At 67.3% G+C, this 26,377-nt stretch carries 49 protein-coding genes and 1 tRNA gene; 25 read left to right on the top strand and 25 right to left on the bottom strand.

Annotated elements, in window-relative coordinates; all coding sequences use genetic code 11:
• Positions 1-28 precede the first annotated feature (28 nt).
• Both K1T34_RS32860 and K1T34_RS32855 read right to left on the bottom strand, forming a co-directional pair.
• Positions 29-211, bottom strand: coding sequence for a hypothetical protein (locus K1T34_RS32860; RefSeq protein ID WP_220238632.1), 183 nt, complete (start codon positions 209-211; stop codon positions 29-31).
• Positions 212-274: 63 nt separating this feature from the next.
• Positions 275-670: a hypothetical protein gene (locus tag K1T34_RS32855; protein WP_220238631.1), complete on the bottom strand. Its 396-nt coding sequence runs from the start codon at positions 668-670 to the stop codon at positions 275-277.
• 313 nt (positions 671-983) lie between these two features.
• On the opposite strand from K1T34_RS32855, the gene mihF reads away from it, so the two are divergent.
• A complete protein-coding gene (gene mihF, locus K1T34_RS32850; RefSeq protein ID WP_220238630.1) occupies positions 984-1,361 on the top strand; it encodes an integration host factor, actinobacterial type in 378 nt (125 codons plus the stop codon).
• Here mihF and K1T34_RS32845 read toward each other — a convergent pair.
• The 11 genes from K1T34_RS32845 to K1T34_RS32795 form a co-directional block, all read right to left on the bottom strand.
• A complete protein-coding gene (locus K1T34_RS32845; protein WP_220238629.1) occupies positions 1,354-2,196 on the bottom strand; it encodes a hypothetical protein in 843 nt (280 codons plus the stop codon). The two genes, mihF and K1T34_RS32845, sit on opposite strands and share 8 nt — an antisense overlap.
• Positions 2,197-2,373: 177 nt before the next feature.
• A complete protein-coding gene (locus K1T34_RS32840) occupies positions 2,374-2,544 on the bottom strand; it encodes a hypothetical protein (protein WP_220238628.1) in 171 nt (56 codons plus the stop codon).
• Positions 2,541-2,912, bottom strand: coding sequence for a WhiB family transcriptional regulator (locus K1T34_RS54765; RefSeq protein ID WP_220238627.1), 372 nt, complete (start codon positions 2,910-2,912; stop codon positions 2,541-2,543). Before K1T34_RS54765 ends, K1T34_RS32840 begins: the two co-directional genes overlap by 4 nt.
• The gene (locus tag K1T34_RS32830) at positions 2,912-3,052 is read right to left on the bottom strand and encodes a hypothetical protein (protein ID WP_220238626.1); all 141 of its coding nucleotides are present in this window, start codon (positions 3,050-3,052) and stop codon (positions 2,912-2,914) included. Before K1T34_RS32830 ends, K1T34_RS54765 begins: the two co-directional genes overlap by 1 nt.
• A complete protein-coding gene (locus tag K1T34_RS32825; protein ID WP_220238625.1) occupies positions 3,049-3,357 on the bottom strand; it encodes a hypothetical protein in 309 nt (102 codons plus the stop codon). The genes K1T34_RS32830 and K1T34_RS32825 overlap by 4 nt, the downstream gene beginning before the upstream one ends.
• A 72-nt stretch (positions 3,358-3,429) precedes the next feature.
• Positions 3,430-3,780: a hypothetical protein gene (locus K1T34_RS32820; protein WP_220238624.1), complete on the bottom strand. Its 351-nt coding sequence runs from the start codon at positions 3,778-3,780 to the stop codon at positions 3,430-3,432.
• A gap of 46 nt (positions 3,781-3,826) precedes the next feature.
• Positions 3,827-3,926, bottom strand: a tRNA-OTHER gene (locus K1T34_RS32815).
• Positions 3,927-3,956: 30 nt separating this feature from the next.
• Positions 3,957-4,181, bottom strand: a complete 225-nt coding sequence (locus K1T34_RS32810; protein WP_220238623.1) for a WhiB family transcriptional regulator — start codon at positions 4,179-4,181, stop codon at positions 3,957-3,959.
• A gap of 138 nt (positions 4,182-4,319) precedes the next feature.
• A complete protein-coding gene (locus K1T34_RS32805) occupies positions 4,320-4,691 on the bottom strand; it encodes a hypothetical protein (protein ID WP_220238622.1) in 372 nt (123 codons plus the stop codon).
• Positions 4,692-4,818: 127 nt separating this feature from the next.
• The gene (locus tag K1T34_RS32800) at positions 4,819-7,425 is read right to left on the bottom strand and encodes a hypothetical protein (protein ID WP_220238621.1); all 2,607 of its coding nucleotides are present in this window, start codon (positions 7,423-7,425) and stop codon (positions 4,819-4,821) included.
• Positions 7,422-7,721, bottom strand: a complete 300-nt coding sequence (locus K1T34_RS32795) for a hypothetical protein (RefSeq protein ID WP_220238620.1) — start codon at positions 7,719-7,721, stop codon at positions 7,422-7,424. The genes K1T34_RS32800 and K1T34_RS32795 overlap by 4 nt, the downstream gene beginning before the upstream one ends.
• Between K1T34_RS32795 and K1T34_RS32790 the strand changes: the two genes are divergently transcribed.
• On the top strand, positions 7,711-9,798 hold the full coding sequence (locus K1T34_RS32790) for a hypothetical protein (RefSeq protein ID WP_220238619.1): 2,088 nt from the start codon (positions 7,711-7,713) through the stop codon (positions 9,796-9,798). The two genes, K1T34_RS32795 and K1T34_RS32790, sit on opposite strands and share 11 nt — an antisense overlap.
• Positions 9,799-10,257: 459 nt before the next feature.
• On the opposite strand, the gene K1T34_RS32785 is transcribed toward K1T34_RS32790, so the two are convergent.
• The 11 genes from K1T34_RS32785 to K1T34_RS32735 all read right to left on the bottom strand — a co-directional run bounded on the left by K1T34_RS32785 (position 10,258) and on the right by K1T34_RS32735 (position 14,971).
• Positions 10,258-10,488 (bottom strand): hypothetical protein, encoded by a 231-nt coding sequence (locus tag K1T34_RS32785; RefSeq protein WP_220238618.1) that lies wholly within the window; start codon positions 10,486-10,488, stop codon positions 10,258-10,260.
• Between the two features lie 156 nt (positions 10,489-10,644).
• Entirely contained in the window at positions 10,645-10,989 is a 345-nt protein-coding gene (locus K1T34_RS32780) for a hydrophobin family protein (RefSeq protein ID WP_220238617.1), read from the bottom strand.
• A 236-nt stretch (positions 10,990-11,225) separates the two neighbouring features.
• Positions 11,226-11,987: a metal-dependent hydrolase gene (locus K1T34_RS32775; protein ID WP_220238616.1), complete on the bottom strand. Its 762-nt coding sequence runs from the start codon at positions 11,985-11,987 to the stop codon at positions 11,226-11,228.
• Between the two features lie 4 nt (positions 11,988-11,991).
• Complete coding sequence (locus K1T34_RS32770; protein WP_220238615.1) at positions 11,992-12,195, bottom strand: hypothetical protein; 204 nt, start codon at positions 12,193-12,195, stop codon at positions 11,992-11,994.
• A gap of 105 nt (positions 12,196-12,300) precedes the next feature.
• The gene (locus K1T34_RS32765) at positions 12,301-12,507 is read right to left on the bottom strand and encodes a hypothetical protein (RefSeq protein ID WP_220238614.1); all 207 of its coding nucleotides are present in this window, start codon (positions 12,505-12,507) and stop codon (positions 12,301-12,303) included.
• A 54-nt stretch (positions 12,508-12,561) separates the two neighbouring features.
• Complete coding sequence (locus tag K1T34_RS32760) at positions 12,562-12,759, bottom strand: hypothetical protein (RefSeq protein ID WP_220238613.1); 198 nt, start codon at positions 12,757-12,759, stop codon at positions 12,562-12,564.
• A complete protein-coding gene (locus K1T34_RS32755; RefSeq protein WP_220238612.1) occupies positions 12,756-13,199 on the bottom strand; it encodes an NUDIX domain-containing protein in 444 nt (147 codons plus the stop codon). Before K1T34_RS32755 ends, K1T34_RS32760 begins: the two co-directional genes overlap by 4 nt.
• A gap of 29 nt (positions 13,200-13,228) precedes the next feature.
• A complete protein-coding gene (locus K1T34_RS32750) occupies positions 13,229-13,900 on the bottom strand; it encodes an HNH endonuclease family protein (RefSeq protein WP_255637728.1) in 672 nt (223 codons plus the stop codon).
• A gap of 13 nt (positions 13,901-13,913) precedes the next feature.
• Complete coding sequence (locus K1T34_RS32745; RefSeq protein ID WP_220238610.1) at positions 13,914-14,339, bottom strand: hypothetical protein; 426 nt, start codon at positions 14,337-14,339, stop codon at positions 13,914-13,916.
• 103 nt (positions 14,340-14,442) lie between these two features.
• Entirely contained in the window at positions 14,443-14,688 is a 246-nt protein-coding gene (locus tag K1T34_RS32740; RefSeq protein ID WP_220238609.1) for a hypothetical protein, read from the bottom strand.
• Between the two features lie 55 nt (positions 14,689-14,743).
• Positions 14,744-14,971 carry a hypothetical protein gene (locus K1T34_RS32735; protein WP_220238608.1) on the bottom strand — a complete coding sequence of 76 codons (228 nt, stop codon included), beginning with the start codon at positions 14,969-14,971 and terminating at the stop codon, positions 14,744-14,746.
• Positions 14,972-15,152: 181 nt separating this feature from the next.
• Here K1T34_RS32735 and K1T34_RS32730 point away from each other — a divergent pair, with 181 nt between their 5' ends.
• From K1T34_RS32730 to K1T34_RS32620, 23 genes are all read left to right on the top strand, one after another.
• On the top strand, positions 15,153-15,308 hold the full coding sequence (locus K1T34_RS32730; protein WP_220238607.1) for a hypothetical protein: 156 nt from the start codon (positions 15,153-15,155) through the stop codon (positions 15,306-15,308).
• Between the two features lie 30 nt (positions 15,309-15,338).
• Complete coding sequence (locus K1T34_RS32725; RefSeq protein ID WP_220238606.1) at positions 15,339-15,506, top strand: hypothetical protein; 168 nt, start codon at positions 15,339-15,341, stop codon at positions 15,504-15,506.
• A gap of 211 nt (positions 15,507-15,717) precedes the next feature.
• Positions 15,718-15,891 carry a hypothetical protein gene (locus tag K1T34_RS32720; protein WP_220238605.1) on the top strand — a complete coding sequence of 58 codons (174 nt, stop codon included), beginning with the start codon at positions 15,718-15,720 and terminating at the stop codon, positions 15,889-15,891.
• Complete coding sequence (locus K1T34_RS32715) at positions 15,891-16,088, top strand: hypothetical protein (RefSeq protein ID WP_220238604.1); 198 nt, start codon at positions 15,891-15,893, stop codon at positions 16,086-16,088. The genes K1T34_RS32720 and K1T34_RS32715 overlap by 1 nt, the downstream gene beginning before the upstream one ends.
• A complete protein-coding gene (locus K1T34_RS32710) occupies positions 16,085-16,315 on the top strand; it encodes a hypothetical protein (RefSeq protein WP_220238603.1) in 231 nt (76 codons plus the stop codon). The genes K1T34_RS32715 and K1T34_RS32710 overlap by 4 nt, the downstream gene beginning before the upstream one ends.
• 23 nt (positions 16,316-16,338) lie before the next feature.
• Positions 16,339-16,821 (top strand): hypothetical protein, encoded by a 483-nt coding sequence (locus K1T34_RS32705; protein ID WP_220238602.1) that lies wholly within the window; start codon positions 16,339-16,341, stop codon positions 16,819-16,821.
• On the top strand, positions 16,818-17,390 hold the full coding sequence (locus tag K1T34_RS32700; protein ID WP_220238601.1) for a hypothetical protein: 573 nt from the start codon (positions 16,818-16,820) through the stop codon (positions 17,388-17,390). The genes K1T34_RS32705 and K1T34_RS32700 overlap by 4 nt, the downstream gene beginning before the upstream one ends.
• A gap of 105 nt (positions 17,391-17,495) precedes the next feature.
• On the top strand, positions 17,496-17,987 hold the full coding sequence (locus tag K1T34_RS32695; protein WP_220238600.1) for a hypothetical protein: 492 nt from the start codon (positions 17,496-17,498) through the stop codon (positions 17,985-17,987).
• Positions 17,984-18,202 carry a hypothetical protein gene (locus K1T34_RS32690; RefSeq protein ID WP_220238599.1) on the top strand — a complete coding sequence of 73 codons (219 nt, stop codon included), beginning with the start codon at positions 17,984-17,986 and terminating at the stop codon, positions 18,200-18,202. Before K1T34_RS32695 ends, K1T34_RS32690 begins: the two co-directional genes overlap by 4 nt.
• Positions 18,199-18,768, top strand: a complete 570-nt coding sequence (locus tag K1T34_RS32685) for a hypothetical protein (protein WP_220238598.1) — start codon at positions 18,199-18,201, stop codon at positions 18,766-18,768. Before K1T34_RS32690 ends, K1T34_RS32685 begins: the two co-directional genes overlap by 4 nt.
• Before the next feature lie 187 nt (positions 18,769-18,955).
• Positions 18,956-19,180: a hypothetical protein gene (locus K1T34_RS32680; protein ID WP_220238597.1), complete on the top strand. Its 225-nt coding sequence runs from the start codon at positions 18,956-18,958 to the stop codon at positions 19,178-19,180.
• Positions 19,181-19,260: 80 nt separating this feature from the next.
• Entirely contained in the window at positions 19,261-19,566 is a 306-nt protein-coding gene (locus K1T34_RS32675; protein ID WP_220238596.1) for a hypothetical protein, read from the top strand.
• A complete protein-coding gene (locus tag K1T34_RS32670) occupies positions 19,563-19,826 on the top strand; it encodes a hypothetical protein (RefSeq protein ID WP_220238595.1) in 264 nt (87 codons plus the stop codon). The genes K1T34_RS32675 and K1T34_RS32670 overlap by 4 nt, the downstream gene beginning before the upstream one ends.
• Positions 19,823-20,020, top strand: a complete 198-nt coding sequence (locus K1T34_RS32665) for a hypothetical protein (protein WP_220238594.1) — start codon at positions 19,823-19,825, stop codon at positions 20,018-20,020. Before K1T34_RS32670 ends, K1T34_RS32665 begins: the two co-directional genes overlap by 4 nt.
• Positions 20,013-20,342: a hypothetical protein gene (locus tag K1T34_RS32660; protein ID WP_220238593.1), complete on the top strand. Its 330-nt coding sequence runs from the start codon at positions 20,013-20,015 to the stop codon at positions 20,340-20,342. The genes K1T34_RS32665 and K1T34_RS32660 overlap by 8 nt, the downstream gene beginning before the upstream one ends.
• A gap of 35 nt (positions 20,343-20,377) precedes the next feature.
• Positions 20,378-20,602 (top strand): hypothetical protein, encoded by a 225-nt coding sequence (locus K1T34_RS32655; RefSeq protein ID WP_220238592.1) that lies wholly within the window; start codon positions 20,378-20,380, stop codon positions 20,600-20,602.
• Between the two features lie 462 nt (positions 20,603-21,064).
• Complete coding sequence (locus K1T34_RS32650) at positions 21,065-21,382, top strand: hypothetical protein (protein WP_220238591.1); 318 nt, start codon at positions 21,065-21,067, stop codon at positions 21,380-21,382.
• Entirely contained in the window at positions 21,379-21,759 is a 381-nt protein-coding gene (locus K1T34_RS32645; RefSeq protein WP_220238590.1) for a hypothetical protein, read from the top strand. The genes K1T34_RS32650 and K1T34_RS32645 overlap by 4 nt, the downstream gene beginning before the upstream one ends.
• A gap of 148 nt (positions 21,760-21,907) precedes the next feature.
• Positions 21,908-22,801 (top strand): hypothetical protein, encoded by an 894-nt coding sequence (locus K1T34_RS32640; RefSeq protein WP_220238589.1) that lies wholly within the window; start codon positions 21,908-21,910, stop codon positions 22,799-22,801.
• A gap of 94 nt (positions 22,802-22,895) precedes the next feature.
• Complete coding sequence (locus K1T34_RS32635) at positions 22,896-23,357, top strand: hypothetical protein (protein ID WP_220238588.1); 462 nt, start codon at positions 22,896-22,898, stop codon at positions 23,355-23,357.
• Positions 23,358-23,430: 73 nt separating this feature from the next.
• On the top strand, positions 23,431-23,919 hold the full coding sequence (locus K1T34_RS32630; RefSeq protein WP_220238587.1) for a hypothetical protein: 489 nt from the start codon (positions 23,431-23,433) through the stop codon (positions 23,917-23,919).
• Positions 23,920-23,936: 17 nt separating this feature from the next.
• Positions 23,937-24,419, top strand: coding sequence for a hypothetical protein (locus tag K1T34_RS32625; protein WP_220238586.1), 483 nt, complete (start codon positions 23,937-23,939; stop codon positions 24,417-24,419).
• Between the two features lie 109 nt (positions 24,420-24,528).
• Positions 24,529-25,407 carry a hypothetical protein gene (locus K1T34_RS32620; RefSeq protein ID WP_220238585.1) on the top strand — a complete coding sequence of 293 codons (879 nt, stop codon included), beginning with the start codon at positions 24,529-24,531 and terminating at the stop codon, positions 25,405-25,407.
• 166 nt (positions 25,408-25,573) lie between these two features.
• Here K1T34_RS32620 and K1T34_RS32615 read toward each other — a convergent pair whose 3' ends face one another.
• On the bottom strand, positions 25,574-26,107 hold the full coding sequence (locus tag K1T34_RS32615; protein WP_220238584.1) for a hypothetical protein: 534 nt from the start codon (positions 26,105-26,107) through the stop codon (positions 25,574-25,576).
• Between the last annotated feature and the right edge of the window lie 270 nt (positions 26,108-26,377).

The following is a 26,377-nucleotide window of genomic DNA, read 5'->3' as shown; positions in this document are numbered from 1 at the left end:
TCCCCCGAGGAGGCCGGCACCCGGATGTTCAGCAGAGGTCGGTGAAGTCGAACTCGTCGAACGCCGCGGCCTGGGGCGGGTCTTCCTCCCAAACCCCGCTGGCGCAACTGGCGCAGATGTCCCACTCGACGAGGGGCTCGACGTCGCCGCAGATCTGGCACTCGCCCTGACTGTCTTCGGAACCACGCTGAATGGGGATGTTGGGGTACATCGGCGACGCTCCTTGCCTGTGCCGACCCCTCAGCGTTTCCGCAGTCTAGCCCACGTGTTCGAGCTATTTGCCCAGTTGGCCGCTCCACGTGTACGCCTGCGACCCGTCGGCCGACGCCACGGTCACCTCGTACTTGGAACCCTTGCCGATCCACCCGCTGCTGATCGTGACGCTCTGGCCGGGCGTGAGGGTGGGCCGGTCGAACTGGAGCCCGTCGTCGAACACCTCTTCCGCCGAGTGCCCGTCGACGGCGGCCGAGATCTGGAGGACCACCAGCGGGAACGGCTGTGTGGTGGTGTTGGTGAAGGTGATCTCGGTCCTCCACGCCGCGGCGTTCGACTTCGGCGACGCCGCCAGGCCCGTGGTGAACGCGGTCGGCGCGGCGACGGTTGTGGTGATCGCGTCGTCGTGCTTCTGGCCCCACTGGTAGCTCTTGGGTTGTGGCGTACTGGCGGCCACCTGCGGAGATGGTCCCGGGCCAGTACCGGCCATCTGGCCAGTGCCCATCGTGGGCGCTGGAGCGGAGCAGCCCGCGACGACCGCGCCGGCGAGCACAATCACCCCCGCGACGAAGCTGTTACGCAGGTTCACCCGAGTGGGTGGCACTCCAAGGTGAGGACCGGTGCTACCGACGGTTGTGCCAGGTTCCCCCTGGTCGACGGCTTGTTTACCCATGTCGGTCAGTATGGGCGTTGCGCCCTGTTGCGCCACTGTTTGGCACCATGGCGCAACAGTGAGTGATGATCTTGTTCTCGGGGTTGAGGGGGTTTCAATGGGTACCGTTCCGGCACTGACCAACGACCAGCGACGCGAGGCCATCCAGAAGGCCGTGCAGTACCGCGTCGACCGGGCCGAGCTCCGCCGGCAGCTCCGCTGCGGCGCCGCCACCATCTCCACCGTCCGCGACGTCGTCCAGACCCTCCCCGACAGCCCCGCCGCGCGCATGCGCCCCATCGACCTGCTCACCGCGCTCCCCGGCATTGGCGAGGTCAAGGCCCGCGAGATTATCGCGACCGCGCGCATCCGGCCACAGCGACGGCTCCGAGGGCTCGGCTACAAACAGTGGCGCACCCTCATCAACGCAACATCCGTGTGCCGGACAGAACCGATGACCTCACCGGACACCGACGTGCCGGCGGGCGTCAGCTGACGGCATCCGCCGCACCTGTCGAGGTGTTCCCTTCGAGCGCGCGAGCGATCGTCTCGATCCCTTCCTCAGGGAAGAGCTGCTTCATGCTGGCGATGGACCGAAGACGATCTCGCGCAGCTCTCCCGTCCACTGACGCGAGCACGTCCAGTGCCCGTCCTAGGCTGTCAGCCTTGTCCAGGTTCGTTGCCGCCTGGCCAAACCAGTGGGTGGAGCGCTTATCGGCGCTGTCCGATGCGCGGTAGAGCAGCCCGGATGCCGAGCCTGTGATCATCGTGGCAAACCCCGACGCGACGGCTTCGCTGACACCGCCGGCGACTGCAAACACCACCGTGAGGATCACTGCGACGAACCCGACGGCACCGAGAACCACAGCGGTGTAGAAGGACCTCTGCGAGCGCTTGATCGCCTCTTCGGCGTACTTCACATAGAGCTTGGCGTCACGCGACGCGGAGATCTGCGAGCTAAGTCGGGCCTCCCGCGCACGTGCGAGCCCATTCCGGCGAAGCAACTCACTGAGCAACCCGTCCTCGGCGACGTTCTGGACGTCAGTGAGGTCAATGACCCGGCCACGCGCAGCGACGGGGTCGCGTTCGGCCTTCGGGCCGCCTTCTTCGGTGTCCCCTTCGTCCTGAGGCTCCGGGTGGGCCGCGGCCTTCGCCTCGGCTTCGACTTGCTCGGCTTCCTTGCGAAGCTCGTTGGCGGTCCCGGACTTGATCTCGTCACTGGTTCTCTTTGAACGAACGAGGTAAGTAGTGGACGCCGCTACGGCGGTGGCAGATAGCAGCGTTCCAAGACCCGCGGAGATTTGTGTGAAGTCCCCAAAATCGAACAGCACAGCTGGTGGCACCTCGTCTCTGGCATCCCCGCGGTGTCACGGGCCGGCACGCCTATGTCGTTCCGAGCGCACACGTCGTTACGTGCGGATGCCTGCCGAAACAGAGCCTGGCCGCGCGCACGAAAACGGCGCTCCAGCAGACCGCTGGAGCGCCGTTGCGCCGATGTCGTTGGACTGTCAGGGGTGCCGGCCGTACCGAACCCGGATCCGGACCCTCGACTGCTCCGCGCGCCGCCGATACCAGCCCCGCAGGGACAAGTACAGCGCTCCGGCCACGATCGCAACGAACACGACCAGCGCGGCGAAGATCATGCAGATCCAACCGACGACCACGATTGCCGCGCTCACGCCGTAGCCTTTCCACGGGCCTTCGCGCGGTGGCGCTGCACGGTCCGCTCCGCGACTTCGACCTCCTGGGCGATCTCCCGGGCCGTCCACCCGGCCGCCGTGAGCCGGGCGATGCGGTTGACCAGGGGCCACGAGGCCTGATACGGGGCATGACCGTTTCGCCGTTCGCGGTAGTTCAGGCCGCCCCACACGCCGGGGGGCACGTCGAGGCTGTTCGCCTCCTCAAGGCAGAGGTCCTGGACCGGGCAGCGGGCGCAGACCGCTTTCGCCTCGGCCTCCGCGTCGGAGTCGATGCCGGCGAAGAACAGCTCAGGGTCCTCGTCGCTGCACGCGGCATCCCGGTCGAGCGACAACGCAGGTTTGCCCATCACTTGCCGTCCTTCTTGGCGGCGGGCTTGGCGACCTTCTTGGGCTTGCGGACCTGCGCGAGGTGGGCGTTGCAGCGGCTGATCAGGTCGGCCACGACGATCGTGTTGATGTCGGTCAGGGTGGGTTCGGTGGTGGTCACTGTGCGACCTGCCCCGTCAGGGCCTTGCGGAGCAAGTGCTGCGCTGCCTCCAGCTGGAGGATCAGGAGGTCGACCTCGCCGCCGTCGGGCAGATCGAAGGTGCGGGACTCTTTGCCGTCGAGGATGTTCAAGGCGCCGTTGATCTCCTCGCCGATCAGGGTGAGACGACGGGCCGAGAGGGTGACGGTATGGGCGTCGTGCGGCCCGAACGGGCAGGTCTCGTTGTCGAGGATCGGGTGGTCGTCGAACCGGCAGCGGGTGACGGTGGGCTGGTGATCGATGGTGGGGCTGGTGGTGTGGTTCACGGTGTGGCTCCAGTGGTTGCGGTGTGTTCTCGAGTTCCGTGAAGGGAAGGGGAAGTCAGCGGGGTGTGCGGGTCAGCTCTGGTGGTTGAGCTGCATGTTGGCGTTGTCGAGCCAGGCGTTAGCGCGCTTGAAGTCGCGGTCGATTTCTTGCTGGGGCTTGTACTCGTCTTGCAGGCCTGCGATGACTGCCTTGACCGCCATGCGCAGGGGTTCCGTGATCGCGCCGGGATCGTCCTGCCGGCGCGCGGCCCTTTCGGCGCGAGCGATGATGACGGAGGCGTCCAGTGCCCGCTTGGCCGTGTCGTAGGCGGAATGCGCTTCGGCGCGGGTCAGGAGCGCAGTGTGCAGGTCGAGCAGGAACGTCCTGTCCAGGTCGGCCGGAACCTCGGCCTCGCCGAGGATCAGGTCATACAGGGAAACCATGAGAGTCCTTTCGGGTGCTGAGTGGGTGCTCATGTGGCCTTCTGCGGGGCGCTGGCGGGATTCGAACCCTGCATCTCCCACTCCAGGCCGATGGGCGAACAGTGGCCTGAGCAAAGTGGGTGTCCTGCCGATTGGACGACAGCGCCGGCCTGGTTCCTTCCTGGTGTTGTGGGTGGTCAGTGGGCGTGGGCGCGCCGCTCTTCGGCGGTGAGGCCGCCGGCGATGGAGTGCGGGTCGTCGCGCCGGAACTCGATGCACTCGGGCTTGACGGGGCAGGGCTTGCAGATGCTCTTGGCCTTGGCGACCTGGTTGCGGTAGGCGCGGGTGCCGATCTCGGCCAGCGGGTGAAACACCTCCGGGTCGGTGCCCCCGCAGTTGGTCCTTTCCATCCAGTGCGTCATGGTGTTCCCTCCTTTTCAGTGGTTCCGTGCGTGTTCGTCACATGTGACTATACGCGAGTTGCGCAACTCAGCGCAACACGTGAAGGCATAAGAAAACCCCCGCCCATGAAGGACGGGGGTTATCCAGGCGCTACCCGATCAGTGCGTCGCCACCTTGATCAGACTGTCGCCGTTCGGCTGCTGGAGCACACGCAGGTCCAGACCCAGGTTCAGGTCCAGCAGCGTGCCCTTGCCGCCCGGGTGCACGATGTGGCCATCCTGGAAGTCGCCCACGTAGAGCAGACCACCAGCCGGCTGCACCAGGTAGCACTTACCCTCGCGCACCAGCACCTTCGTGTACGTCGCGGTCTCCTGCTCCACCGTCTTGGTGTACGAGCTGGTCTCCTTGACGACTGACTGGGTGTAGCTGCCGGACTGGCCAACCTCGGCCGCCGACGCCGTACCCGCGGTCACGACCACAGCAGCCGCACCGAGCGCGGCCACAGCCGCAACCTTCTTCGCGATGCCCACCGGGCAATCTCCTCCACAACGCCGGTTCCCCCAAACCGCGCAGGCAAATCGTACCCGAACCGGACACAGCAAGAGGCCGCCCCGGCGTAACACCGGGACGGCCTCCGAAAAGCAGTCGAGCTCTACCTCAGCGCGTGAGCGCCGCCTTCCGCAGCTCGCGCACCGACACCATCTTGCCGTTGGCCGAGCGCTTGAACGCCTCCTCCGGCAGGTCCCACGGCGCCACGCGAAGCGACTGGCCGAACCGAGCCGCCGCCAGACGCGGGTCCTCCCCGGCCTGCACCGCGCCGACCATGCCGCCCAGCTCGCCGACCAGAACCCAATCGTCCTCGCCGTACTCGCCGATCGCGCCCAGCACGTCAGCGACGACCACCGGCGTGGCCTCGACGTCGTCGCCGGTGCGCTGCTCCGGCACGCCGTCGCGCTCCTCCTCGAGCTGCCGGCGGATCGCCGCCTTCAGCACCTCACGGTCCCAGCCCAGCTTGCCGTCTCGCGTCTCCGGTGGCGCGTCGAAAGCCTCGTCGGAGTAGTACTCCACCAGTTCCTGCACGACAGCATCCAACTCCTCGTCGGACACGTCCGGAGCCGCGAGCTTCGACGCGATCGCCAGCATCCCTGCCGGCATCCACGCGGGCGCGTTCGACGCGGTGATGGCGTGCAGAACTTTCGAGCGCAGGTCCAAGAACCGCTGCTGCTGCTCCCGCGCGGCCTCGGCCTTCTCCTTCAACCGAGCGAGACTGTCCTTCACGGGGTTGCCATGCACAATGGCGCTACCCATCGAAACCTCCTGGTGAGCGACCCCGGCAGGAGGGTTGACCTGCCCGGCCGTATTGGTTCGCACAACCGGCAGTGTCCCCCGATCAGCGGAACCGGTCAACTCACCTGGGGAATCACTGGCCGCAACCGCGCCAGAACCACCCTCACCGAGCAGCGCAACACCCGACACGTCCGCACGCACGTGCGGGTACGACAGGCCCTTGAATTCCAGGAAGTCGGCGAGGTCCTGCTGCCGGTCCTTGTCCCACCGGCCCGTGTACGACTCGCCCATCTCCTCGACAAGCCACTTCGGCATCGACGGCCGCCGAGCGGTGTACGCCACAGCCAACGGAGCGATCTGCTCCGGCTCGTCCAAGTACAAAGCCTTCGACGGGATCGCCCGCGGCCTCTCCTGGTCGGGCTGCACGTACGCGGTGTTGTTGTACAGCTGAGTGGTGTCGACGTTCCGGATCCCGTTCAGCGTGTACTGGCCGTCGTGGGCCGTGTTGGTCTTGCCCACGATGCGGATCGTCACGTTTCGCAGGATCTTCGTGCCCTGCTCGCCCAGCGCGTCGACCAGCCCGTGCTGACTGATCAGCACCACCCCGTTCCCCGATGAACGAGCCACCTCGCAGATCGCGTTGATCAGCTCCGACGCGGTCCACGTCTGCCCGTCGAAGGTCGTGACCTTCGGTTCCTTGATGCGGCACAACGACGACGACTCGTCGATGAACAGCGTGATCGCCGGTTCCTCGCGGCCGACCTTCCGTTTCGACTCGAACCCGTTCCGCTTGTTCTGCAACGAGCAGATCATGTAGAAGTCCGCCAGCATCAGCAGAACCTCGTCGACGTTCTCGCCGCCGATACGGTCGATCACCGGCCGGTCGGTCTGCCCCGTCAGCCACGGGTACAGCCACGGGCCCACCAGCGGGAGGATCTTCTTCACCCCGCACAACCACGCCAAGCTGTCGACAGGCGCCAAGACGTTGTCGATCAGGTTGTGCGCCCACACCGACTTGCCCGAACCCGTCCCGCCGAGCAGGAACACGTGCCGGCCGAGCAGCGACAGCTTGATCGGATGACCGTCCTCGAAGATGCCCGGCTCAGCCTCTTCGTTGATCGACCGTGGCTCACGCGGCCCCGGGTGCGGGATCGACTTCTTCAGCGGCTGCTTCGTCGAGACGTGCAGCAGCCATTCGTGCGCGGTCGTGGTCTCTTCGAGGCGGAGCTGGTTCACACCGACCTCGATTCCCTCCTTCTTGTAGTGCTTCGACGCAAGGATCGCGAGAGGTTCGATGGCGTTGAGGAGGGTTGCCGTCGTGGGGATGGTGGTGTTGCCCTTGGTGTCCTCGACCAGGTCAGCGGCCAGGGTGAGCGTGTACCCGGCCTTGGTCTCGATACCGTCCTCGACGTCGATGCCCTTGACCCCGGCCTTGCGCAGCCACGGCTCCCACAGTTCGAGGTAGCCGCTGACGCGCCGTTCCCGGGCGACCTCGGCGATGTACTCCTCTGTCTGGACTCGGGTTTCCTCGTCCTTCATCGCGCGCGCGGCCTTGCGCTGCGGCTCCTTGGAGCGGAACAGGGCGTAGAGGACGCCGAAGGTCATGATCCACATGACGAGGGCGCCCAGGGCGGTCGGGGTGAACGGCTTCTCGCCGTTGAGCCACACGAGCCACGCGGTGGCGCTCGCGCCGGCCGCGGCGGCGAGGTAGATGCCGTGCTTCTCGTGCCGGGCGCCGTAGGTGCCTTCGTCGATGGCCCACCGTGTGGCGACCATGCCGGCGGCGGTGAGGGCGAGGCCGGTGGGGAGCATGACGAGGCCGGAGAGGTTCATCCAGTGGGGGATGAAACCCATGCCGTACACGCACAGGCCGGTGACGGCGGGGTGGAACCACCGGATGTCTGGGTTCCACGCTTCGGTGGTGTGTTCGTCGACGATCTCGGCGTCGATGATGTCGGGTTCGGTGGGGGCGCTCATGACGGTGGGGTCTCCTGGTGGGCGTCGTTGCGATCGACGCACAGGGACTCGTCGATGCTCCTTACTTGCTCTCGGGTGAGGACCACGTACCCGGCTTCGGCGAGGCGACGCACGAGCGCTTCGGGGTCGATTTCGGCGAGCGGGTCTACGGGCTCGACGACGATGGTTCCCGACTGCTGTTTGCGTGCGTTGACACCAGGAGGCAACTTGCCCTCCCGGAACCACCGGTAGGCGGTGGAGGTCGCAACAGGCGGGTTCTGCGCTTTCGCCCATTGCGCGAGGTACATGGTCGGCATGGCGAGGATATTGCCACACTCACCGCAACTCACGCTAGCCATGTTGCGCAACTGGTGGCGATATCTTCACCATGTTCGCCGTTGTTGCGCTAGGCTTAGCGCAACCCACCGCAACCCGACACACTCACCGGCGAGGACCCACCACCCCATGAACCAGGAACCCGAAATGGCCAAACACCACGCACCCGACCCGCCCCAGGTCGACCCAGACCCTGCGAAGTGGCGCAGCCGGCGAGCCCAGCGCAAGGCCGAAGGCGCCCACGCGATGAACCTCGACACCGAAGCCCAGCGCAACCGGCACGTGCTGCGCGCCTACCTCGCGAAGGATGAGCCGCCCACGCCGGCCACTACCGACGACGACGCGCTCCCGCTCGCCACGCGGCTGCTGATCAGCTTCACCGCTGTCGTCGTGCTCGGCGTCGCCGCCGTGATCGCCACCGTCGTCATCGGCACTCAGATCGCGTTCTACCGCGCCCAGATGAAGGTCCCCACCGTCGACTTCTCGGGTCTCGGCATCCAGCAGACGCTTGACCTGCCGACGTTCACCCCGATCGCCACCGAAGGCGTCGTGTGGGCCTGCACCCTGATGGCCGTCGTGCTGGTCCTGCTCAACCGCTCCTCGGCGATGTGGACCCGCGCGATGTGGCTGTTCTCCGGGATCGCCGCGTTCGTCAACACCTTCCACGCGATCCAGGACGACGGCGACTTCCTCGGCGGCGTCGTCAAGGGCGGCCTGTCCATCGCCGGACCGTTCATGGTCCACCTGTTCATCTTGTGGGTCCGCCACGTCCGCACCGGCAAGACGCTCACCGAAGCGCGCCTGGAGATCGCTGTCCGCTGGCGCACGCTCGGCGCGACCGCGGTGGCCGTGCTCGACGTGATCGCCCAGTTCGTGTTCCACCCGGTGATCTCGTTCACCGCCCTGTCCATCCGGCAGGGCCTCACCGGCGCCACCTACCGGCAGGCGCGGATCGTCGCGTCCCGCCGGTGGCGGATGAAGCTGACGGCGAAGCTGTACGCCACCGACGAGCCGAAGAAGAAGGCGACGAAGGGGGCCGACGAGGAGCCGAAGAAGAAGGCGACGAAGGGGGCCGACGAGGAGCCGAAGAAGAAGGCCGCGGGCAAGGGGGCGACCCACGAAGGCGGCGCGCCGGCGAACGGTCCAGACGACGCCGCCGAGAGCGGCGCTCCCGGGACGAACACCGACCCCGAGATGGCGTCCGAGGCGAAGGGTCCGGAGCGTTCGCCGGAGGCCTCCGAGGAGCGTTCGTCCGAGCGTTCACAGGAGCTCGACGAAGACCGTTCACAGGAGCGTTCGGAGGACCGTTCGGACCGTTCGCCGGAGGTCGCCGAGGAGCGTTCGCCCGACGAGCAGGACCGTTCGCCCGAGCGTTCGCCGAAGCGTTCGTCGGTGTTCCCTGACCCGGCGTTCGACCCGGAGATCACCGAACTGTTCGCGCTCCTCAACAAGCAGATGGAGGAAGCGTTCACCGGGGACCGTTCGCACCCTCTGACCAGCGGCGAACACTCCGAACACCCGGAGGCGAACACCGCGAACACTGGGGGCGAACACCCCGGGCGAACACTCGCGAACGGTGCGAACACTCGGGGCGAACACCCCCGCGAACACTCGGACGAACACTCGACGAACGGTGCGAACACCCCCGCGAACACTGGGGGCGAACACTCGACGAACACCAGCGAACACTCGGCCGCGAACGCTCGCGAACGGTCCGGCGAACACCCCGCGAACGCTCGCGCGAACACTGCCGCGAATGGTCCGGCGAACACTCGCGGGCGGGGCGCCCAGCGCCCAGCGAACACCCCGCGCGAACAGTCGAGCGAACACCGGGCGAGCACCCGCACGGCGTCCGCGAACGGTGTCGACGAACGGTCGAAAACGGACCGGGTCGTGGAGCACTACTGGGCGCTGAAGAAGACCCCTGAGATCGTCTTCAAAGACGTCAACCTGGCCGACGTCGCTCGCCATCTGGATCTCGCGCCGGGCACTGTTCGCCGGGTATGGAGGGAGTGCGAGAAAGGCAAGCACCCGGACCCGCACGCGGCCGGTCGGTGAGGTTCTCGAGCTGAGGTGAGTGGGTCCGGTGTGGTAGCCGGGCCGGTGTTGGGGCGAAAACGAAGGGGCCCGTCTCGCAGTCGCGAGGCGGGCCCCTTCTTCGTGTGGTGATTGTGGCGATATGTGCGCCAGTGCTACCTCTATGCAACGTCTGACCTGCGGAAATGCAACCTCGTGCAACCCCAGTGCAACCCCGAAAGGGGCTTCGAGAGGCCCTGGTTGCACTGCCAAAACGGCCGTGCAACCCCCTCTGCTACCCCTCGTGCAACCCCCGTGCAAGCCGCCACCTGCGGAAACAGCTCGCAGTGCTACCAGTGCAACCCTGTGCTACCCCCGGGATGCCGGACCCCGCCGGCCGATCGTTTCCGCAGGTCGCACCCCGGCACCCCCTCCCACCAGCGGATGTAACCCGCGCGGTTGCACAGGTTGCACTAGGTTGCACACCCATCGGAGCCCACGTCACGGGTGCCGGCGCGCGCGCCCTGCCCGGTAGGCCGCGACCAGCCGGGTCCCGGCCCGGTCGTGGTTGCCCTCGCCGCCGCACTTCGAGCACACCAGCGAGCCCCGGCGGAACTTCCGAGGCCGCTGGCCCGTGCCCTTGCAGCGTCCGCACGTCTTCTTCTTGAACCGTGCGCAGTGGACGAGGTAGCCGGCCAACGCGAACAGGCCGAACAACACCAGATAGCCCATGTCGAGACTCCCTCTCGTCGTCGAGCCAAACCTGGTGAGCGTAACCGGGCGCAACCCGTCGTCACGCTGAAGCCGCAACCGGGATCAGCACATGCAGAAGGGGCGCCACCGGCATCGGTAGCGCCCCTTCCATACCTGGTCAGGCACGACAGCTTGTTACCCAACCGGGTCGATGTGCTCGCAGCCCAGGATGATCAAACCGCCGAAGTTGTTATTGCCGGTGCACAGCACGTTCGCGAGGGGATGTTCGCCGCCTTCGCCGGTCGGGTTCGAGCAATTGAGGCCCGCAAGACCGATCTCGGGCAGCGCGATGCCAAGCTTTTCTGCGATCTGGACCACCTTTGGGTCGTTGGTGGCCACCACAGCGTCACACGCGTACGGCTGGCCGGAGGCCTGGCCAGGTGCCGCGTTCGCGCTGCCAGTGGTGATCGTGGTGCCGGCGATGGCGAGGCCAGCCACGGCGAGTGCAGCAGACGCGATGCCGGCGATTGTTCGACGCATGGTTGCGGTTCCTTTCGTTCGGTTGTGCCGCAGGACACGGTATCGGCGGCGGGTTGGGATGGAGCGCGCGTGACACGGCCGGACCAGTTGATCAACCCGTGTGGGCGACGGGGTGTCGACGGTGCGTACCGCAACAGGCCAAACACCCGGCCGCAACACGGCAGAGAGCACACCTGAAAGTGCGAGAGGCCCCGTCGAGCGATCCGACGGGGCCTCTCCTGTCTTGCGTCGATAAATCAGCTGGACGACCCGACCTGTGACAGCGCGCCAACAGCACCGATCACCAGCGGCAGCACACCGGGGATCAAGGCCACGGCCAGCACCTTGAACAGGCGCCACACGATCTTGTGCTCGATCCACCCGTCCACGGGGAACCGCAGGTACTCCGGCGCGTGGGTCGGGTACCAGCGTCGGCCGTTGATGGGGATGGGCCACAGCATCGGCACCGGCGCTTCGGTCACCCAGTCCCCCAGGATGTGCGTGACGCACCCGATGGTGACCGCGACACCGAGGCGCCACGACACCCCGCTCAACCCCTCGTCGCCAATCGCCCAGCCGATCGCGCCGGCCGCGGCGACGAGCAGCATCCACCGGCCGAGCGCGTCGCTGCCGAGCGCGATGAGGAAGACGACGATCCCCAGCGTCACCGGCCAGTCGAACGCCGACGCGCACCCGCCGACGATCAGGCCGAGGACGATCGCGAAGGCGATCGTGTGGGTGAGGGTGCGGTGCGCGTCGCGCCGGTTCGAGTCGTGGACGCTCGCGGTGTGGTTGTAGGCGAAGCGGGACAGGCCACGCAGCCGCTTAGAGACGGCGCCAGTGATCCTGCCGAGGAACTTCGTGGCGCGGGCGTTGGGGTGGTCGAAGTCCGGCAGCAGCGCGGCACCGGTCGTGACGGTGGCGTACAGCAGGGCGTCCCCGATCGACGTCAGCCCGACAACCGGCGCGGTGGCGAGGCCGATACACCAGCCGGACAGTGCGTGGGTGCGTCCCATCATGGGGCTACTCGCCCCCGAACTGGCGGTAGACCTGCTCGGCGATCTCGGCGGGCATCAGGCCCTTGTCGACCGCGGCGAGCTTGGCGTACGCGTCTGCGATCGCCATCCGCTGGTTGTACAGGGTGCTGGAGTAGTCCCGGTTCGTCTTCTCGTTGCTGTCGGCGGCGCGCTCCAGCAGTTCGGCGGCCTTGGCGAGGTACTTCGACATCGTGTGTCTCCTTCAGAGGTGGACGGGGTTGTCGTCGGGTGGTTTGAGCGGTCGAGATACGGCAGCTCCCCGCCGTGCGTGGCGGGGAGCTGCCGGTTGTGGTGGTCAGTGCAGGGCGGCGGCGATGTCGTCGTCGCTGGCGTCCAGGACGGTCACGTACGCCTGGCGTACCTGCCGGCTGTCGACGACGCTGAGGTCCGACCTGGACATCTGAGTACGAGCGCAGGTGATCGCGGCGCGGTCGTCCATCTTGGGGTCGGTGCACTCGCGGGTGTGGTCGGCGACGATCTTGACGGCGCGGGTGAGGTGCATGATCGGGTGTTCTCCCTCGGGTTGTGTGGTGTTGGAACGTCGAGCTGGGCTGGGTCAGCGGCCGGCGAACGCCCACGGCACGTAGCCGACGGGGACGTCGTCGCTCTCGGCGGCCAGCTGCGCCGCGGCGCGCTGCTCGTTCACGCAGCCGCTGACGCCGTACAGGTGGGTTTTGGCGCGCCCGCCCGCGTACTCGCGGCAGCGGCAGTCGCCGCGCAGGCGCTTCTTGATGCCGGTGGTGCGGCTGCTCATCGCGTGCCTCCGAGGCCGAGCAGGCGGAGGGTGGCCAGCAGGATGTCCTTGTGGTCGAACGCCAGGTCCATGCCGATCGCGACCTTGACCGGGACCCACACGGCTTCCACGGCGTCGTCGGCGGCGGTCGCGGGGACCATGCGCGGCAGCGTCGCGGTGTAGACGATGGCGACGAAGCGCCCGCGGGCGTCACGGCCGGGCTTGTCCCACGCGCCGACCTGGGTGAGCGACTTGGCTGGCACCTCCACGGTGGTCTCTTCGGCGAGTTCGCGGACGGCGGCGTCCAGGCTCCACTCCCCCGGTTCCACCTTCCCGCCGGGCAGCGCGAACTTCCCCTTGTCGGGGTCCCAGCCGCGGCGCACGAGCAGCACGTGGAGGGTGCCGGCCTTGTTGGGTGCGAACAGGGCGACGTCGGAGGCGAGGGTGATCCGTTCAGGCATGGTGTTCTCCTTCGTTGTGGTGTGGCGGTTCATCGCGTGCAGGTCGCGAGCATGGAGACGAGCGCGCTTTTCTCGGCGCGGTCGACAGTCAGGTGATAGGTGGTCTTGTCGGTGATCCACAGCACGGCGTAGGTGCACCAGCTGGTGCGCAGCAGCGGCTGCCAGTCGGCCGGGTCGCCGTCGGACTTCTGCTCGTTGCTGTGGACGCTGGCGGCGACGAGGAAGCGGGTGTCGTTCGCGAACCGTTCCCGGTCGGCGCGCGACCAGCTGCGGGTGCCGGACTGGGCGGCTTCCTTGAGCGGGACCATGTGGTCGATCTGGATCTGCGAGGTGCGGGTGGCGTTGAGTCCGTCGTAGGGGCTGGTCCAGGTGCCGGTGATGGTGCAGCTGCCGTCGGTGCTGGTGTGGATGTTGTGGCCCTGCTGCTGGAGGACCTTGTCGCGGATGTCGCAGCCGCGGCCGGCGTCGCGCGCGGTGTCCCAGTGGGGCCAGTCGGCTTCGCGGTTGTAGTGGTTGCCGGTGTCCTCGACGGCGACGGTGAGCTTCTCGAGCTGGGCGCGTGCGGTGCTCGCGGAGGTCGGGGCCGCCCAGACGTCGGTGGCGGTTGTGGTCGCGTGGCCCGGGTTGCAGGCGGTCGCGACGACAGCGACGGCGAGCGCGAGCACGACGGCCAGGACAGTCCTGTGGACGCGAGTGGTCACGGCGGCCACCCCGTCAGTTCCCGAACCGGCTGGCGTGCTTGCCGCAGCGGCACGAGCCATCGGAACGGCGCTCGTGCACGGTCTCGAAGACGTCGAAGACCATCGTGTCGTAGCAGGTCCTCGCACGGTCGGCGGCGGTGAACGGGAGCGGCGTGGTGCGCTCGATCCGCTCGAAGAAGTTGTGCTCGCGGTTGTGGGTCATCGCCCAGCCGGAGCCCTTGAAGACGTATTCGCCGCCGGAGATCTCCACGTACGCGACCGGGCGCCCCATGTAGCCCTTGGCCAGCCACCGGTTGGCCGTCTCGCGGGCGCCTTCGACGGTGTCGGCGTTGGCCCATGCCTGCCCGTCGGCCATGACGCGGTCGTTCGGGGCGTAGGCGGTCATCTTGTAGGAGACGGTGGTGTCGCCGTAGCGGACGGGGGTGCGCTTGCTGGTCATTCCGGGGCTCCTGGGCTGTGCGTGGCGGGTGGCGGGTGGTGTCCGGGCGGCGCGGGAGAGGTCGGGGCTCGATCCCGTGCCGCCCGGAAGATCAGGGGGTGGGCTACTTCGGCTGGCCGACGGGTTCCATCTCGTCGGCCCACGCCTTGACCCACTCGGGGCGCTTGGTGTCGGGGTGGGTGATCAGGAGGTTCCACTGGTTGTCGTAGTCGCCGCTGCGGCTCTTGACCTCGCCGATGACGCGGCGCGGGGCGGCGTTCGGGACGACGCGGAACGGGATGGTGAACAGGCAGCGCCCGGCGTCGACGAGGGTTTCGACGTAGCGTCCGGATGCGGTGAGGGACGACATCGTTGGTGTCCTTTCTGGCCGGGGCGGAGGTGTGCCGCCCCGGCCGGTTGTGGGGCTATTTGGCGTGCGCAGCGCGTTCGGCGAGCTGCTGGAACTTGCGGTCGGCGGCGCCCCGTTGGAGGCCCTTGAAGGCGATGTACGGGCTCTTGGTGCCGGGAGTGTTGTCGTAGGCGTGGACGCTGCCGGTGCCGTTGCGGTGGTAGGTGCGGTGGATGGTCACGAGGCCGATGGTGGTGACGACGGTGTCCGCGTCGTCGGTGTTCTCGGTCCGGGTGATGGCCATCGGTGCGGCTCCTTCAGGTCTGTGGTTCCTTCCGTTGTTCTCGACTATACGCACTTGACGCAACACTGCGCAACACGAAGTTGTGTTCCGGTGCGTCGCGCACCCGAACCGCGCTCACGCGGGTGAGATAATCGAGGCACCACAGCGGCCGAGTGGGGGAACCGGGGCTGAGGGGTAAGACATGGCCGCAATCCTGCGGATCCTGGGTATCGGCGTCCTGGTCGTCGTACTGCTGTTCCTGACCATGGCCGCGTGCGGCGTACACGAGATCGGCAAGCTGTTCCACGACGACCCGCCCGCAACCGTGACGGTGACCGCGCCGCCGCCGGCACGGTGAGCCGGCCGGGCTGCAACCTGAGGGGGTGACGTGAACGCGAAAGCGATCGCCATCATCGTGCTGCTCGCGCTGCTGATCTACATCGTGAAGAGCCCGAACAGCGCGGCAGACACGGTCTCGCACCTGCTCACGGCGGCGACACGGTGGGCGGAGCAGCTCATGCTGTTCTTCCGGGGCGTGGCCCGGAACATGAGCTAGCCCGGGACGCAAAAAGGCCCCGCCGGGAGTGTGCGACTTCGGCGGGGCCTTCGTCATCCCGGATCCCCAGGACCGACGTCAGCGTATCGGGGTTGTGGTGATGTTGCGCGAACCGTGACCCGACCGGTGGACGCCAACCCCCGGTGTTGCGCTTCGTTGCATCGCGGCCGTATAGTCCGAAACAACGCACGCAACCACCAGGAGCAACCCCATGAACTGGCGCCGCATCTTCTTCGTCTTCGCCCCCATCGCCATCGCGCTCATCTACGTCATCGACAACCCCGCAGGCGCATCCCACCTCGTCACCAACATCATCGACTTCCTCCGCGACGGCGCCGAGGCCATCGCCGCCTTCATCGGCAACGTCATCAACCAGAACCTCTGATGAGCGACGACTACATGGCTGCCTACGGCGACCGCGTGCGCCTCACCGAACACGGCGCCGTGTGGAACGTGGTTGGCCTCAACGGCAACTACGGCGAGTGGCTCACCCTCCGACGCCCGGAGACCGGCGCGACGCGACGCCTCATCCCCACCAACACCGTGATCCCGGTCCACGACGACGGAGACACCGATCGATGACCCTGTACAGCAGCGGATCGCCTGAACCAAAGGGGCTCCGCGAATGCACCGGCCGCAGCGGAACCCACTACAAGCTCAGCCAGTACGGCTACTTCTGGTACCCCGCCAGCGGAGGCCTTATTTATCACTGGCCCGAGCTGCTGCGCGTCGATGGCCCCCTCACCCCCGGGCGCCGCGAACCCGAACCCCTCGCACTGTTCGACCTCGACACCCTGACACCCGCATGACCCAACCAACCAGGAAACGAGAGATGACCAAGCAGAACGAGCAACTGATTGAGCGGGCTGTAGAACTCGCGTCGTCCCGGGTACACGAGCGCTGGATGGAGACCAAGCGTTCCCAGGGCATCGCCTCGCGCTTCTCGGAAACCGGCGAGGAGCTGATGGTCCCCTACGGCCAGCTGTCCGAAGCCGCCAAGGACCTCGACCGCAACTCGGTACGCGCCACCGTTGAAGCCATCACGGACGCCGGCCTGCTCGCTGACCCCGAACTCCGGGACGAGCGGAACGAGCTGGAGGCCGAGGTTGTGCGCCTGCGTAAGGAACTGGCGGGCATGGAGAAGATGGCAGTCCAGACCCTCGACTTCAACACGCGACAGATCGAGGCGCTGCACGGCGCGATCCTCCACGCGATCGGGCGGCCTCGGGATACGCGGTGGCCGGGCAACACCGAAGCATTCGAGAAGCTCGCGCTGACGCGTGCGAATGGCCGGTGGACGGAGGCCCAGCCGTGACTGCGCAAGTGCCCTACGACAGGCATGAGCAGGAAATACTCGGCGTAATCCAGGAACGCGACGAGGCCGAGGCGTGGTCCGACCGGCTCGCCGCTGCGATCGCTCCCGCCTTTGTGCGAGGCGAGCACTCCAATGGCAACAACCCGTGGGCGAACGCTGCGGATTGGGCACGGCAGCTCAACGCGACCGTGGCGCGGTTGGCGGTCGAGCGTGACGCGGCACTGGCCAAGCTCGCGGCGGTCCGCACCGTGATTTACGAGGGTGGCCAGGACGAGGGATCCCGGTGTCGGCGGGTTCGGGAGCTGGTGCCGTACGCCAGCGGCCCGGCGCGCTATACGCCGGACGCTGACGAGGAGCCGGAACTGCCCGGCCCCGGCGGGTTCCCCTACCGCCAGCATCCGCACCCGTACTGCGGCAGCAACTCCGAACGCCAGAGCGTCGGCGACCCCGGGCACTGCGAGGACTGCTGCTCGGTCGGCCACATCGTCGCCCACCCCGACTACGGCTGCGCCGACGTCGGCTGCAACAACGACCACACCGACGACTCACCCGAGCAACGGAACACCTGACCCACAGAGAAAGGAACCGATCATGGCCGACCCCGACACCCGAACTGATGAAGAGATCCTGGAAGAACTCATCCGCCGCGACGGACCGCCCAAGGCGGGGCAGCGATGAACCTGGCCGAGTTTGACCGGGACATCCTCGGAATGGACCACCACCGGGCCCCCGCGGCCGACCTGCCGACTCTCTCCGCCGACGAGCGGCCGAATGGCAGCCACTACGGCGACCTGTACGCCGAATCGACGGACAGCGCCTACGTCCACGACGCCGTGAACGGCCTGTGGACTGCCTTCGAGCGCGCCGACGGCGAAGACCTCTACGAGGACGAGTTGCCCGACGACGCCGTGCCACTGCACGGCATGACGCACAACCTCCACGACGTGCGCGAGATCGAACGGCTCCGCGCGAACCTGCGCGCCATGCAGTCACAGCGCGACGAAGCAATCAAGTCCGGGCTCGGTGTAGTGCGACAACTCGACGGGATCCGCGAGGTGCTCGCCGAGCGATACAAGTCCATCGGCCAGCTTGACCGAATCCGCACGATCGTCGACGGCGGCGAAGACCCGGCCTCGTTGATCGAATCCGCAGGGGAGGACTGGTGAGCATCGAGAAGCACCACCAGGATGCCCGCGACGCCGGCGACGGCGAGGGTTGGAACGACGCCATCGACTGGCTGTTGAACAGCCGCTACATGGACCTCGAAGCCAACACTCACTTCTGGCACATGGTCGACCAGGTCAAGGACTGCTCCTGGTGCTACGAGGAGCTGAAGGGCACTAACCACGAGATCCCCAAGCCGAAGGGATACGACCTGTGAGCGACCAGACGCCCCGCATCGTGGTCCCGAGCGAAGAGCTCGACGAGGCTCGTGCCGATGTCGAGAAATTTCGCGACTACCTCGGCATGGCGCAAAGGCTGGTGGAGCGGCGCGGACGTGAACGCGACGCCGCACGCGCCGAGCTGGACGCGCTGAAGCGCCAGATCCGCGAGGTGCTGGCCACGAAGCGGGAAGGCTCGATCGACGACGCGAACTTCTTCATCGTGGAGTCGGTCCGCGCCATCGTGGGACGGGAAACACCCCGCGAGGAGCCGAATCCGTGCGACTGCGCGAAGGGCTACGCGGTGTGCGACTCATGCCGAGCGAAGCACTACCCCCGGGGGATGATTGAGACGTCCGCGCCCCGCACCCTGCTCGGCTGGACCGTGCCCGAGCACATCGAGTTCGAGATCAATGGGAACCGGTCCTGGGCGCTGTGCATCACGTGCAACGTCCATTTCCGCGACGACATCGACTACCCGAACGCGATGCACGCCGCTGGCGCGTTCTTGACCCGCCACCGTCACGGCCGCGTCGTGGAGCACCAGCCGGGCAGCGAATCGTGAGCATGCCGCAAGGTCCACGAGGCGCCGCCTTGCAGCTGATCGTGTCCCTGAAGTGGGATATCGGCTGTGCACGGTCGGAAGACGTGTCGGCAGACGAAGAGTGCTTCTGTCAGGTGCGGTCCGGTCACGCGGTGGTGTGGTCGCAAGTGATGAGCCGGCCTGAACCGCACCAGCCGGAGGGGGCCTCGTGACCGGACAGGAGCCGGCATTGCCCAAACGGATCAACGTTGCGGTGAACCCCGAGACCGTGGAGGCCATCCTTCGCACCGTTGGCCGCGACAAGGTGAGCGTGACCGAGGCAGTACGTCGCCTCATCGGAATCGGTGACGTCGTGATGCACGCGGTGAAGGTCGACGGTAGCGAGGTGTTGCTGCGCAACGGTGACATGACACGAGAGGTCGTGATCTTGTGACTGAGCAGGACCAGACAACCCAGCACGAAGAGGGCCAGGCGTACTACCTCCCGGTGGACGCTGAGAAAAGGTTCCGCGAGGTGGTCCGCGGCGTCGTCTTTGGACAGATCGATGAACGTCTCCGCATGTCCTGGTCGATGTTCGAGAAGGTTCTCACGCACTTCCCGGCTGAGGTGCAGCGCGAGCGCGACGCCCTGTGGAGGCGATGCGAAGAGCAGCAGGCCCGAATCGACGCGGCACTCGCACTGTGCGGCCCCGAAGGCGTCGAGCTGTTCCACCCGCAGCCGACATCGATCCGTGAACACCCGATCCCCGGCTACGCACGCGACCGGCTGAGGGCCGCACTCACCGCCCCTGTGACCACCCAGACGGAAGGCGGGTCATGACCATGCACGCCACCGAGGTCGGGTCTGACGCTGCCGCGCGGGTCGCGTCCGCATCCTGCGAATGCGGGTGGGCGAAGGTCTTCGGCTTCGCCCGGTCCGCCGGTGAACCCGTAGCGCTCCGACTCGCTCAACTCCACGCCGCCCGACACGCGTCCGAAACGGACGGTAACGCCAACCACTGGGCCGGCATCCCATTGGATCGCATGGCGGACGAACTCGACACCGTGGCCACCCAGACGGACAGTAAGGAGCAGCGATGAAGCGGTTCGTGGTCGAGTTCGACGACGACACTGATGCGGAGATCTTCGCCGAGGCGGCGGAAATGGGCGGCCGTTTCGACTTCAACCCACTCGGTCACCTCACGGACGCGGATGGCTGGGTTTGCCACTACCGGGTCTCCGACGCACAGAACCTGACGCGGCGGGGCCCGGACGAGGAGCAGACCCGTGGCTGAGACGCGACTACCGCCACGCGTCCCGTCGGCGGACACCGCCTACGTAGACGACGGGTTGATCGCCAGCCGTTGGGACAACGAAGATCTGCTCGATGCCGGCCGCGGCGCCATCGTGATGGGCACCCACGACGTAGAGCAGGCCCGGCACCTTGCGAACCAGGCGATCTGCGCCTGGTTCGGTTCCGATCTGGCCGCGCGCCGTCCGGAGCGAGGTTGGTGGCTCTTCGGCGAATGCTCCGGCGTCCTGGCGTGGCTGAACGACCCCGAAAAGGGACGTGAAGGCGTCCTGTTCACCGCTGAGCCCAAGGAGCAACAGTCATGACCGAACCACCGAGGAAAACCTGCGGAGGCTTCTCCGTGGACGCCGACGCTCTGTGCGTCTTGAGCGCCGGCCACCCCGGCGACATTCACACCGACGGGGAACGCTTCAACTGGAGCGAGTTCAGCTTCTCCGAGTCGCTCTACTCGGTTGCCGAGCTGCTGTACCGGTCCATCGATCCCGGTGAGGAACACCCCGAAGTGCTGGTCGAGGCCGACCGTCGGCGTAGTCAGGAACAGGACGGTGCACACCACGATGACTGACGTCACCTACCACCGGGGCCCCTGCCGCGACTGCCAGCGCCGCATGGTCACTTCGGGCGCCTACGACCGACACCCGCATCTGCGAAACCAGGGGTTCGTGCGGCACGGCGGACGCGGCATGTGCCTCACGTGTGGCCAGCACGCTCGAGCGAACGGGACCCTCCCACCGTTGAAGCCCCGCCGGCCGCGAGTCGTAACCGTGCACGTCGTTGTCTGCGATACGTGCGGCGAGGTGGGGCGATCTGATGACCGGATCGAAGCGGGCCGGATCCGTCGCACACATCGTGACGATGTCCACCCGGCACCGCGCCCAACGCCCCTCTCGGAGAGCGAGGTCGCACGACTGCGCGCCGCGATCGGGTTGACGGGTGTCGCATGAGCCATCGCAACCGGTCCCGTTGCCAGCGTGCGCGACGGTTCGTATAGTCGTTCACAACAGCACGCGAGACACCCGGAGGAACCATGGCCGAGCCCTACACCATCAGCATGATCAAGGTCGTCGAGCTCGTTCGAGAACAAGGCTTTCCTGCGGAGATGGCCGACGCCACGCGTGAACCGATCATCGCCGCCGGTCCGGTCGACGAGGACGGCTACTACGCCATCGTCGCCGGTCCCGGAGAGTGGATCGATGACGTGCCGTTCGGCAACCCGGGCGACTTCTACGCCTACCCCGAGTCCACCAGCGGAGCCGACTGCGAGGCAGTCGCCACACTGGGCGCAACCACGGACGCCGAGGTCGCCGCGCTGATCGTGCGCCTGCTCAAGAACGTCGCGCGATGACGAGCACTGAGGCGAAGGTCCTGCGTTACTTCGGCCGCTGCCCCACGAAGGGGTGCAAGCACCGGCGCGTGGTCGAGCAGGGAAGCCACCCCCAGGTTGCGCGTGTGCCGCACGGGTTTGGGCGCGGCGAGGTTCTGGTACTGATGGCCGAGGCCGGGCGAGACTGGCCGCTCTACGAGATGGGCGACCGGGACCACAACACGGCGATGCGCGCGGCGGGACTTGTGTGCCCGGAGCACGACCGGATCGTGTGGTTCGTCGGCGGCCGGTTCACGTTCAACCCGGAGAGGGTGTGCAACGGGGTGTGCATGTCCGCGTCGGGCCCGTCGTGCGAATGCTCGTGTGGTGGGGCAAACCATGGGAGCAATCACCTGTAGGTCGGGCAACCGTGGGGCCCCGTCGGTGCGTGACACCGGCGGGGCCTTTGTTGTACTCAGGGGTGAGTTGCGGCGGGTTCCGCCCAGTGTTGCCGTGTTGCGATCGCGTATGTATAGTCATTTACAACAGCGACGCAGGAGGAGCCCGATGAACACCACCGCCACCCCCACCCAGACCATCGAGACCGGCGAGTGGACCACCATCGGCCGCATCGAATGCCAGCGCACCGCCCGGCCGATCACCCTCACCACCGGCACCCGCAAGCGCGTCCTGTTCGAAGGCCGCAACGGCGTCATCTACGACGGGTGTGACCGCTGCGAGAACGGCACCCGCTGGGAGTACATGGGCATCCACGGCGGCATCTGCTACTACTGCCACGGCACCGCCGTTCGCCTCGCCTTCAAGGACGGTATCGAGCAGGCCAAGAAGCGCGAACGCACCAACTGGAAGGCCGACCGCCGCCGCGAGCAGAAGGTCGCCGAGCAAGCCGCCGCCGCTGCCGCCGAGCTCGTCACCTGGAAGGCCGCCAACCCGGAGCTCGCCCGCGAGCTGGACGCCATCGTCGAAGCCACCCAGAACGACCCCTCCGCCGTGGACGGGCACCTCTACGAACTGGCCTACAAGTCGCAGCGCCAGCCGCTCACCGCCAAGCAGGCCGCTTACGCGCAGCGCCTGATCGACGAGGAGAAGGCGCACGCCGCCTACGCCGCCACCTGCCGCTACGCCGGGGTGATCGGCGACAGGGTCACCGTGACCGGCAAGGTCGTCGTCACCAGCTTCAACGAAGGCGGCTACGGCCCCTACGGCCCCCGCAGCGCCAGCATGTTCCTGGTCGTCGAGGGAACCGGCGCCGACGAAGGCGTGGTCGTGACGGTCAGCTCCTCCGCGAAGGCCGCGTTTGATGCCCAGCGCGGCGACGTCATGACCATCACTGGCGCGGTGAAGAAGCACGACACCCGCGACGACGTCCCCCAGACCAAGCTCGGCGGGCGCTGCACGTTCGTGACCGTCAGCAAGGTCGAGACCGAGCCCGCCAAGTGACCCCGGGTGGGGGCGCCCACAGCGGGCGCCCCCACCCAACCACCGCCCGCGCCTTCGAACACCCCACCCGTGACGACACCACCGAGGAGAACCGATGACCACAGAGTCGAGCTCGAAGATCGGGCGCCCGCCGATCCTGACGTACGTGCCGCTGATCGCAGCCGCGTTCATCGCCGGCGGCGCGTTGGCAGGTTGCGACGTGTTCGACAGCCCGGACGCCACCTACGGCGGTGTCTGCGTGGACCAACGGACACAGCAGCGCCTGCCCGATGACCGGTGCGGCGACTTCGACGACCGCGGCATCGGCTCGGGCGTCGGGTCGTACTGGATGTGGATGCCAACCGACAACGACCGGTATTCGGTCCCGTCGGTGGGGCAGCGCGTCGACACGAAGGCCGGCACTCGCACCGTTCCGGCCGGGACACCGATCTCGAAGGGCGTTCCGCCGAAGGGTGGGCAGTCGATGAAGACCGTTCAGCGCGGTGGGTTTGGCATCAAGTCCGGGTCGACGTCGGGCATCGGCGCCAAGTCCAGCGGAGGCAGCGCCGGGAGCTGAAACCCCGGGGTCCGCTTACCTCTCCCCCGCCAACTGGTGAAACGATCAGCGGTGTGTGGAGGGGTGAGCGGGCATGAACATGAACACGACGTTGGCGGCTTTCATCGGCGCGGTGCTCGGTGGCACGGGCACGTTGCTGGGCACGATGGTAACCGGGTGGATGACCGGCCGGCGTGAACGTACAGCCCGGAACTACGAGGCCAAGGCCAAGATGTATGCGGCGCTTCTCGAACACCTCGACGAGCTGAATGTATCCCAGAAGGCAGGCAGCCCGACCATGTCAGCTTTCGCGAAGGACCCGGAGAAGTTTGGACGGCACAAGACGTTTGTTCCCTGGTACTTCGACCTACAAGTTCAAGCGCCCATGGCAGTTCAGAGGACGGTCAACCAGCTCATCGAACTGATTACGGACGTCGGAAACAAGCGCACGCTCACATTGTTGGCTACCGGCTTGGATCCCTACACGGTATGGGACGAGCCAGCGCTGGTTGCGGTGGTGAAGGAGTACAGCAAGACCCACCAGAAGCTCCTCGACCTGATCAGGGCTGACCTCGGAGCGTAGCGACAGATCGACGGGTCGTGACAGCCGTTGCCGGCCCGTGGGGGATGCTGGCGGCCATGCCGCCTTTCGTCATGCCTGTCACCGGCCTGGTGTTCGATCCGTTGCTCAGCCATCCGATGCTGTCGAGGTTTCCCGTCGCGTGCCCAGCTCCGGACCCGGCGCGCGTGGCGAAGGTCGGGTGGCAGGAGGCGGGCGGGACGGTGCTTTCGCTCGATCACGAGTTCCCCGAGGTGCCGAGCATCGAGCCGGAGACGCGGTTTTCCGTGGTGGCTAACGATGTTTTCGCCGATCTGGACAACGCGCCGCCGGCCGCGCTGGAGCTCATGTCGCAGTGGAGCGGCCGTGTGATCCGGCTGCTCGTGGACTGCGATGTGCAGGGACGGCCGGCGCGCCTGGAGTTCCCGCGCCTGGCGCTCGTGATGGCAGAGCCGCGGTTCCTCGGGTGGCAGGTGCTGGCTGACGAGGCCGGCGAGTTCTACCGCGCGACCGCGCGTGGGTGACTGTCCACACTGCACCCGAACGTGCGGTTGCGTTGAGTTGCGCAACCGTGGTGGCGTTCGTACCGTGCGGGCTGGAAGGAACCAGCCCGAACGTGACGGAGTCCCGCCTATGCCCAACCAGCCCGATCCAGTCGTCGACGACCGCGGATGGATGACCATCGGCGTGAACCACGCGCGCCGGTCTGTCCGGCTCGTCACCATCACCATCGGGGACCGCGAGCGCCTGTTCTACGAGCTCTCCGACGATGACCTGTTCCGCCCGTGCACCGGCTGTGGGAAACGGTCGCGCACGCTGCCGGACTGTGACCGCTGCGCCGGCACCGGCCTCGGGTACCGCGTGGGGCGCTTGGAGAAGGCGATCGTGCTGGAGCGCGCGAACTGGGCCTCGTCGCAGCGCCTCGCGGCGCTCGCGTCGGTCCGCTCGACCACTCGCCTCAACACCGGCGAGCACTGGCGCGAGCTGCACCCGCACCTTGCCCTCAAGCTCTACCCCCTCGCCGCCGGTGTCGATCCCGACGTCAACCTGCGCCTGTACGGGTACGCGCTGAAGGTCGCGGCGGGGCAGGCGTTGACGCACGTCGAGACCACCGAAGCGGCGCGGCTGCTGGTCGACCATGACGAGGAACGGTCGATGATGTCCGGGCGCCGGCACGCGGGCACCGTCGGGTTCCCGGTGACGATGCTCGGCGTGGTGACGTCGTCGAAGCCGTTGAAGTACGGGCGCGCGGGCAAACCGCGTCAGGTGGCGCTCACGATCGCCGGCAGCGGGCGTGATGACGGGGTGACGGTGGCGACGGTCTCGGCGACGCTCGGAGCGTGTTTGCTGCGCGCGGGCGACCGCGTCGAGGTGACCGGCACGGTGGTCGGGCATGACCGCCGCGGCGACGGACTGGTGACCGTGCTCGAGAAGGCGTTGTTCGCCGCCCGCGAGGAGGTGGCCGACGATGACGCCGAGGAGCTTGTGGGAGCACTGCATGAGGTGGATTGACGGCGTGCCGCTGGCGCGTTGGATCGTCGGCACGATGTCTGCGGGGGTGTTCTTCGCGTTGTGGGTCGCGTGGCTGGTCCTGCCGACCGAATGACCTCACTGGGCGCGGAAACGACAGCGGCCCTCACCCGGGAAGGGGTGGGGGCCGCTGTCGCGTGTCAGGGGGTCAGTGCGCGGCGACGGGGACGCGGTGGTGGGTGCTGGCCGAGTCGAAGCCGCCGAAGTCGGGGATGGTCATGCGCTGGTAGCCGTCGCGGTACCAGCCGCAGGCACACAGGACGCCGGCGTCGGGGTGGGCGGGGCATCCGGCGCGGTAGGTGTTGACCGCGGCGAGCAGGGTCGGGTGGACGGGGCTGCCGAGCTGCACGGTGCCGGTCTCGAAGGGGTGCCCGTTCCAGCGTTCGACGACGGGGTAGCCGTAGAAGGATCCCATCATCCGCAGGATCGCGGTCAGCTCCTCCAGCTCGTTCTCATCCAGGGCGGAGAGGAGGAACCCGTTCTCGTCGTACTCGCGGCGCACGACGTTCACGATCACCAGCGGGAGGTCTTTCGGGCCGCAGGGGACGAAGGTGTATCGGCGGTCGTTCAGGGCGCCGGTGATGATGCCGTGGTGGGTGATGACACCGCCCGGGGGCTGTTCGGTGCGGTACAGCCAACTCAGGCCCGTTTCGAGGGCTTTCAGGAACGATGACTCGGTCACGGGGTTCCCTTTCGGTGGTGGATCCGGTCGCCGGCCGGTTGTGGTGGGTTGTACGGCGGTCGTGTGATCGGGTTGGCCCATCCGGCGGGTTCGTGTGTCCGCCGTATGGGCTTGTCGCGGCCGGTTGGGTAGCGTCCGGCCGCATGGGTTCACGGGGGTGGGAGTCTCGCCGAGCGGGTTGGCACGTCGCCGCGGTCACTGCGAGCGCAACAGCGGGTGATCGGGTGCCGTGTCCCGTGTGCGGCAAGGGGGTGCGCTGGTACGTGGACG

It is taken from the genome of Amycolatopsis sp. DSM 110486, from assembly GCF_019468465.1.
GTDB lineage: Bacteria > Actinomycetota > Actinomycetes > Mycobacteriales > Pseudonocardiaceae > Amycolatopsis.
Note: the sequence above shows the minus strand (reverse complement) of the source record. Positions and strands in the feature narration are given on the sequence as shown.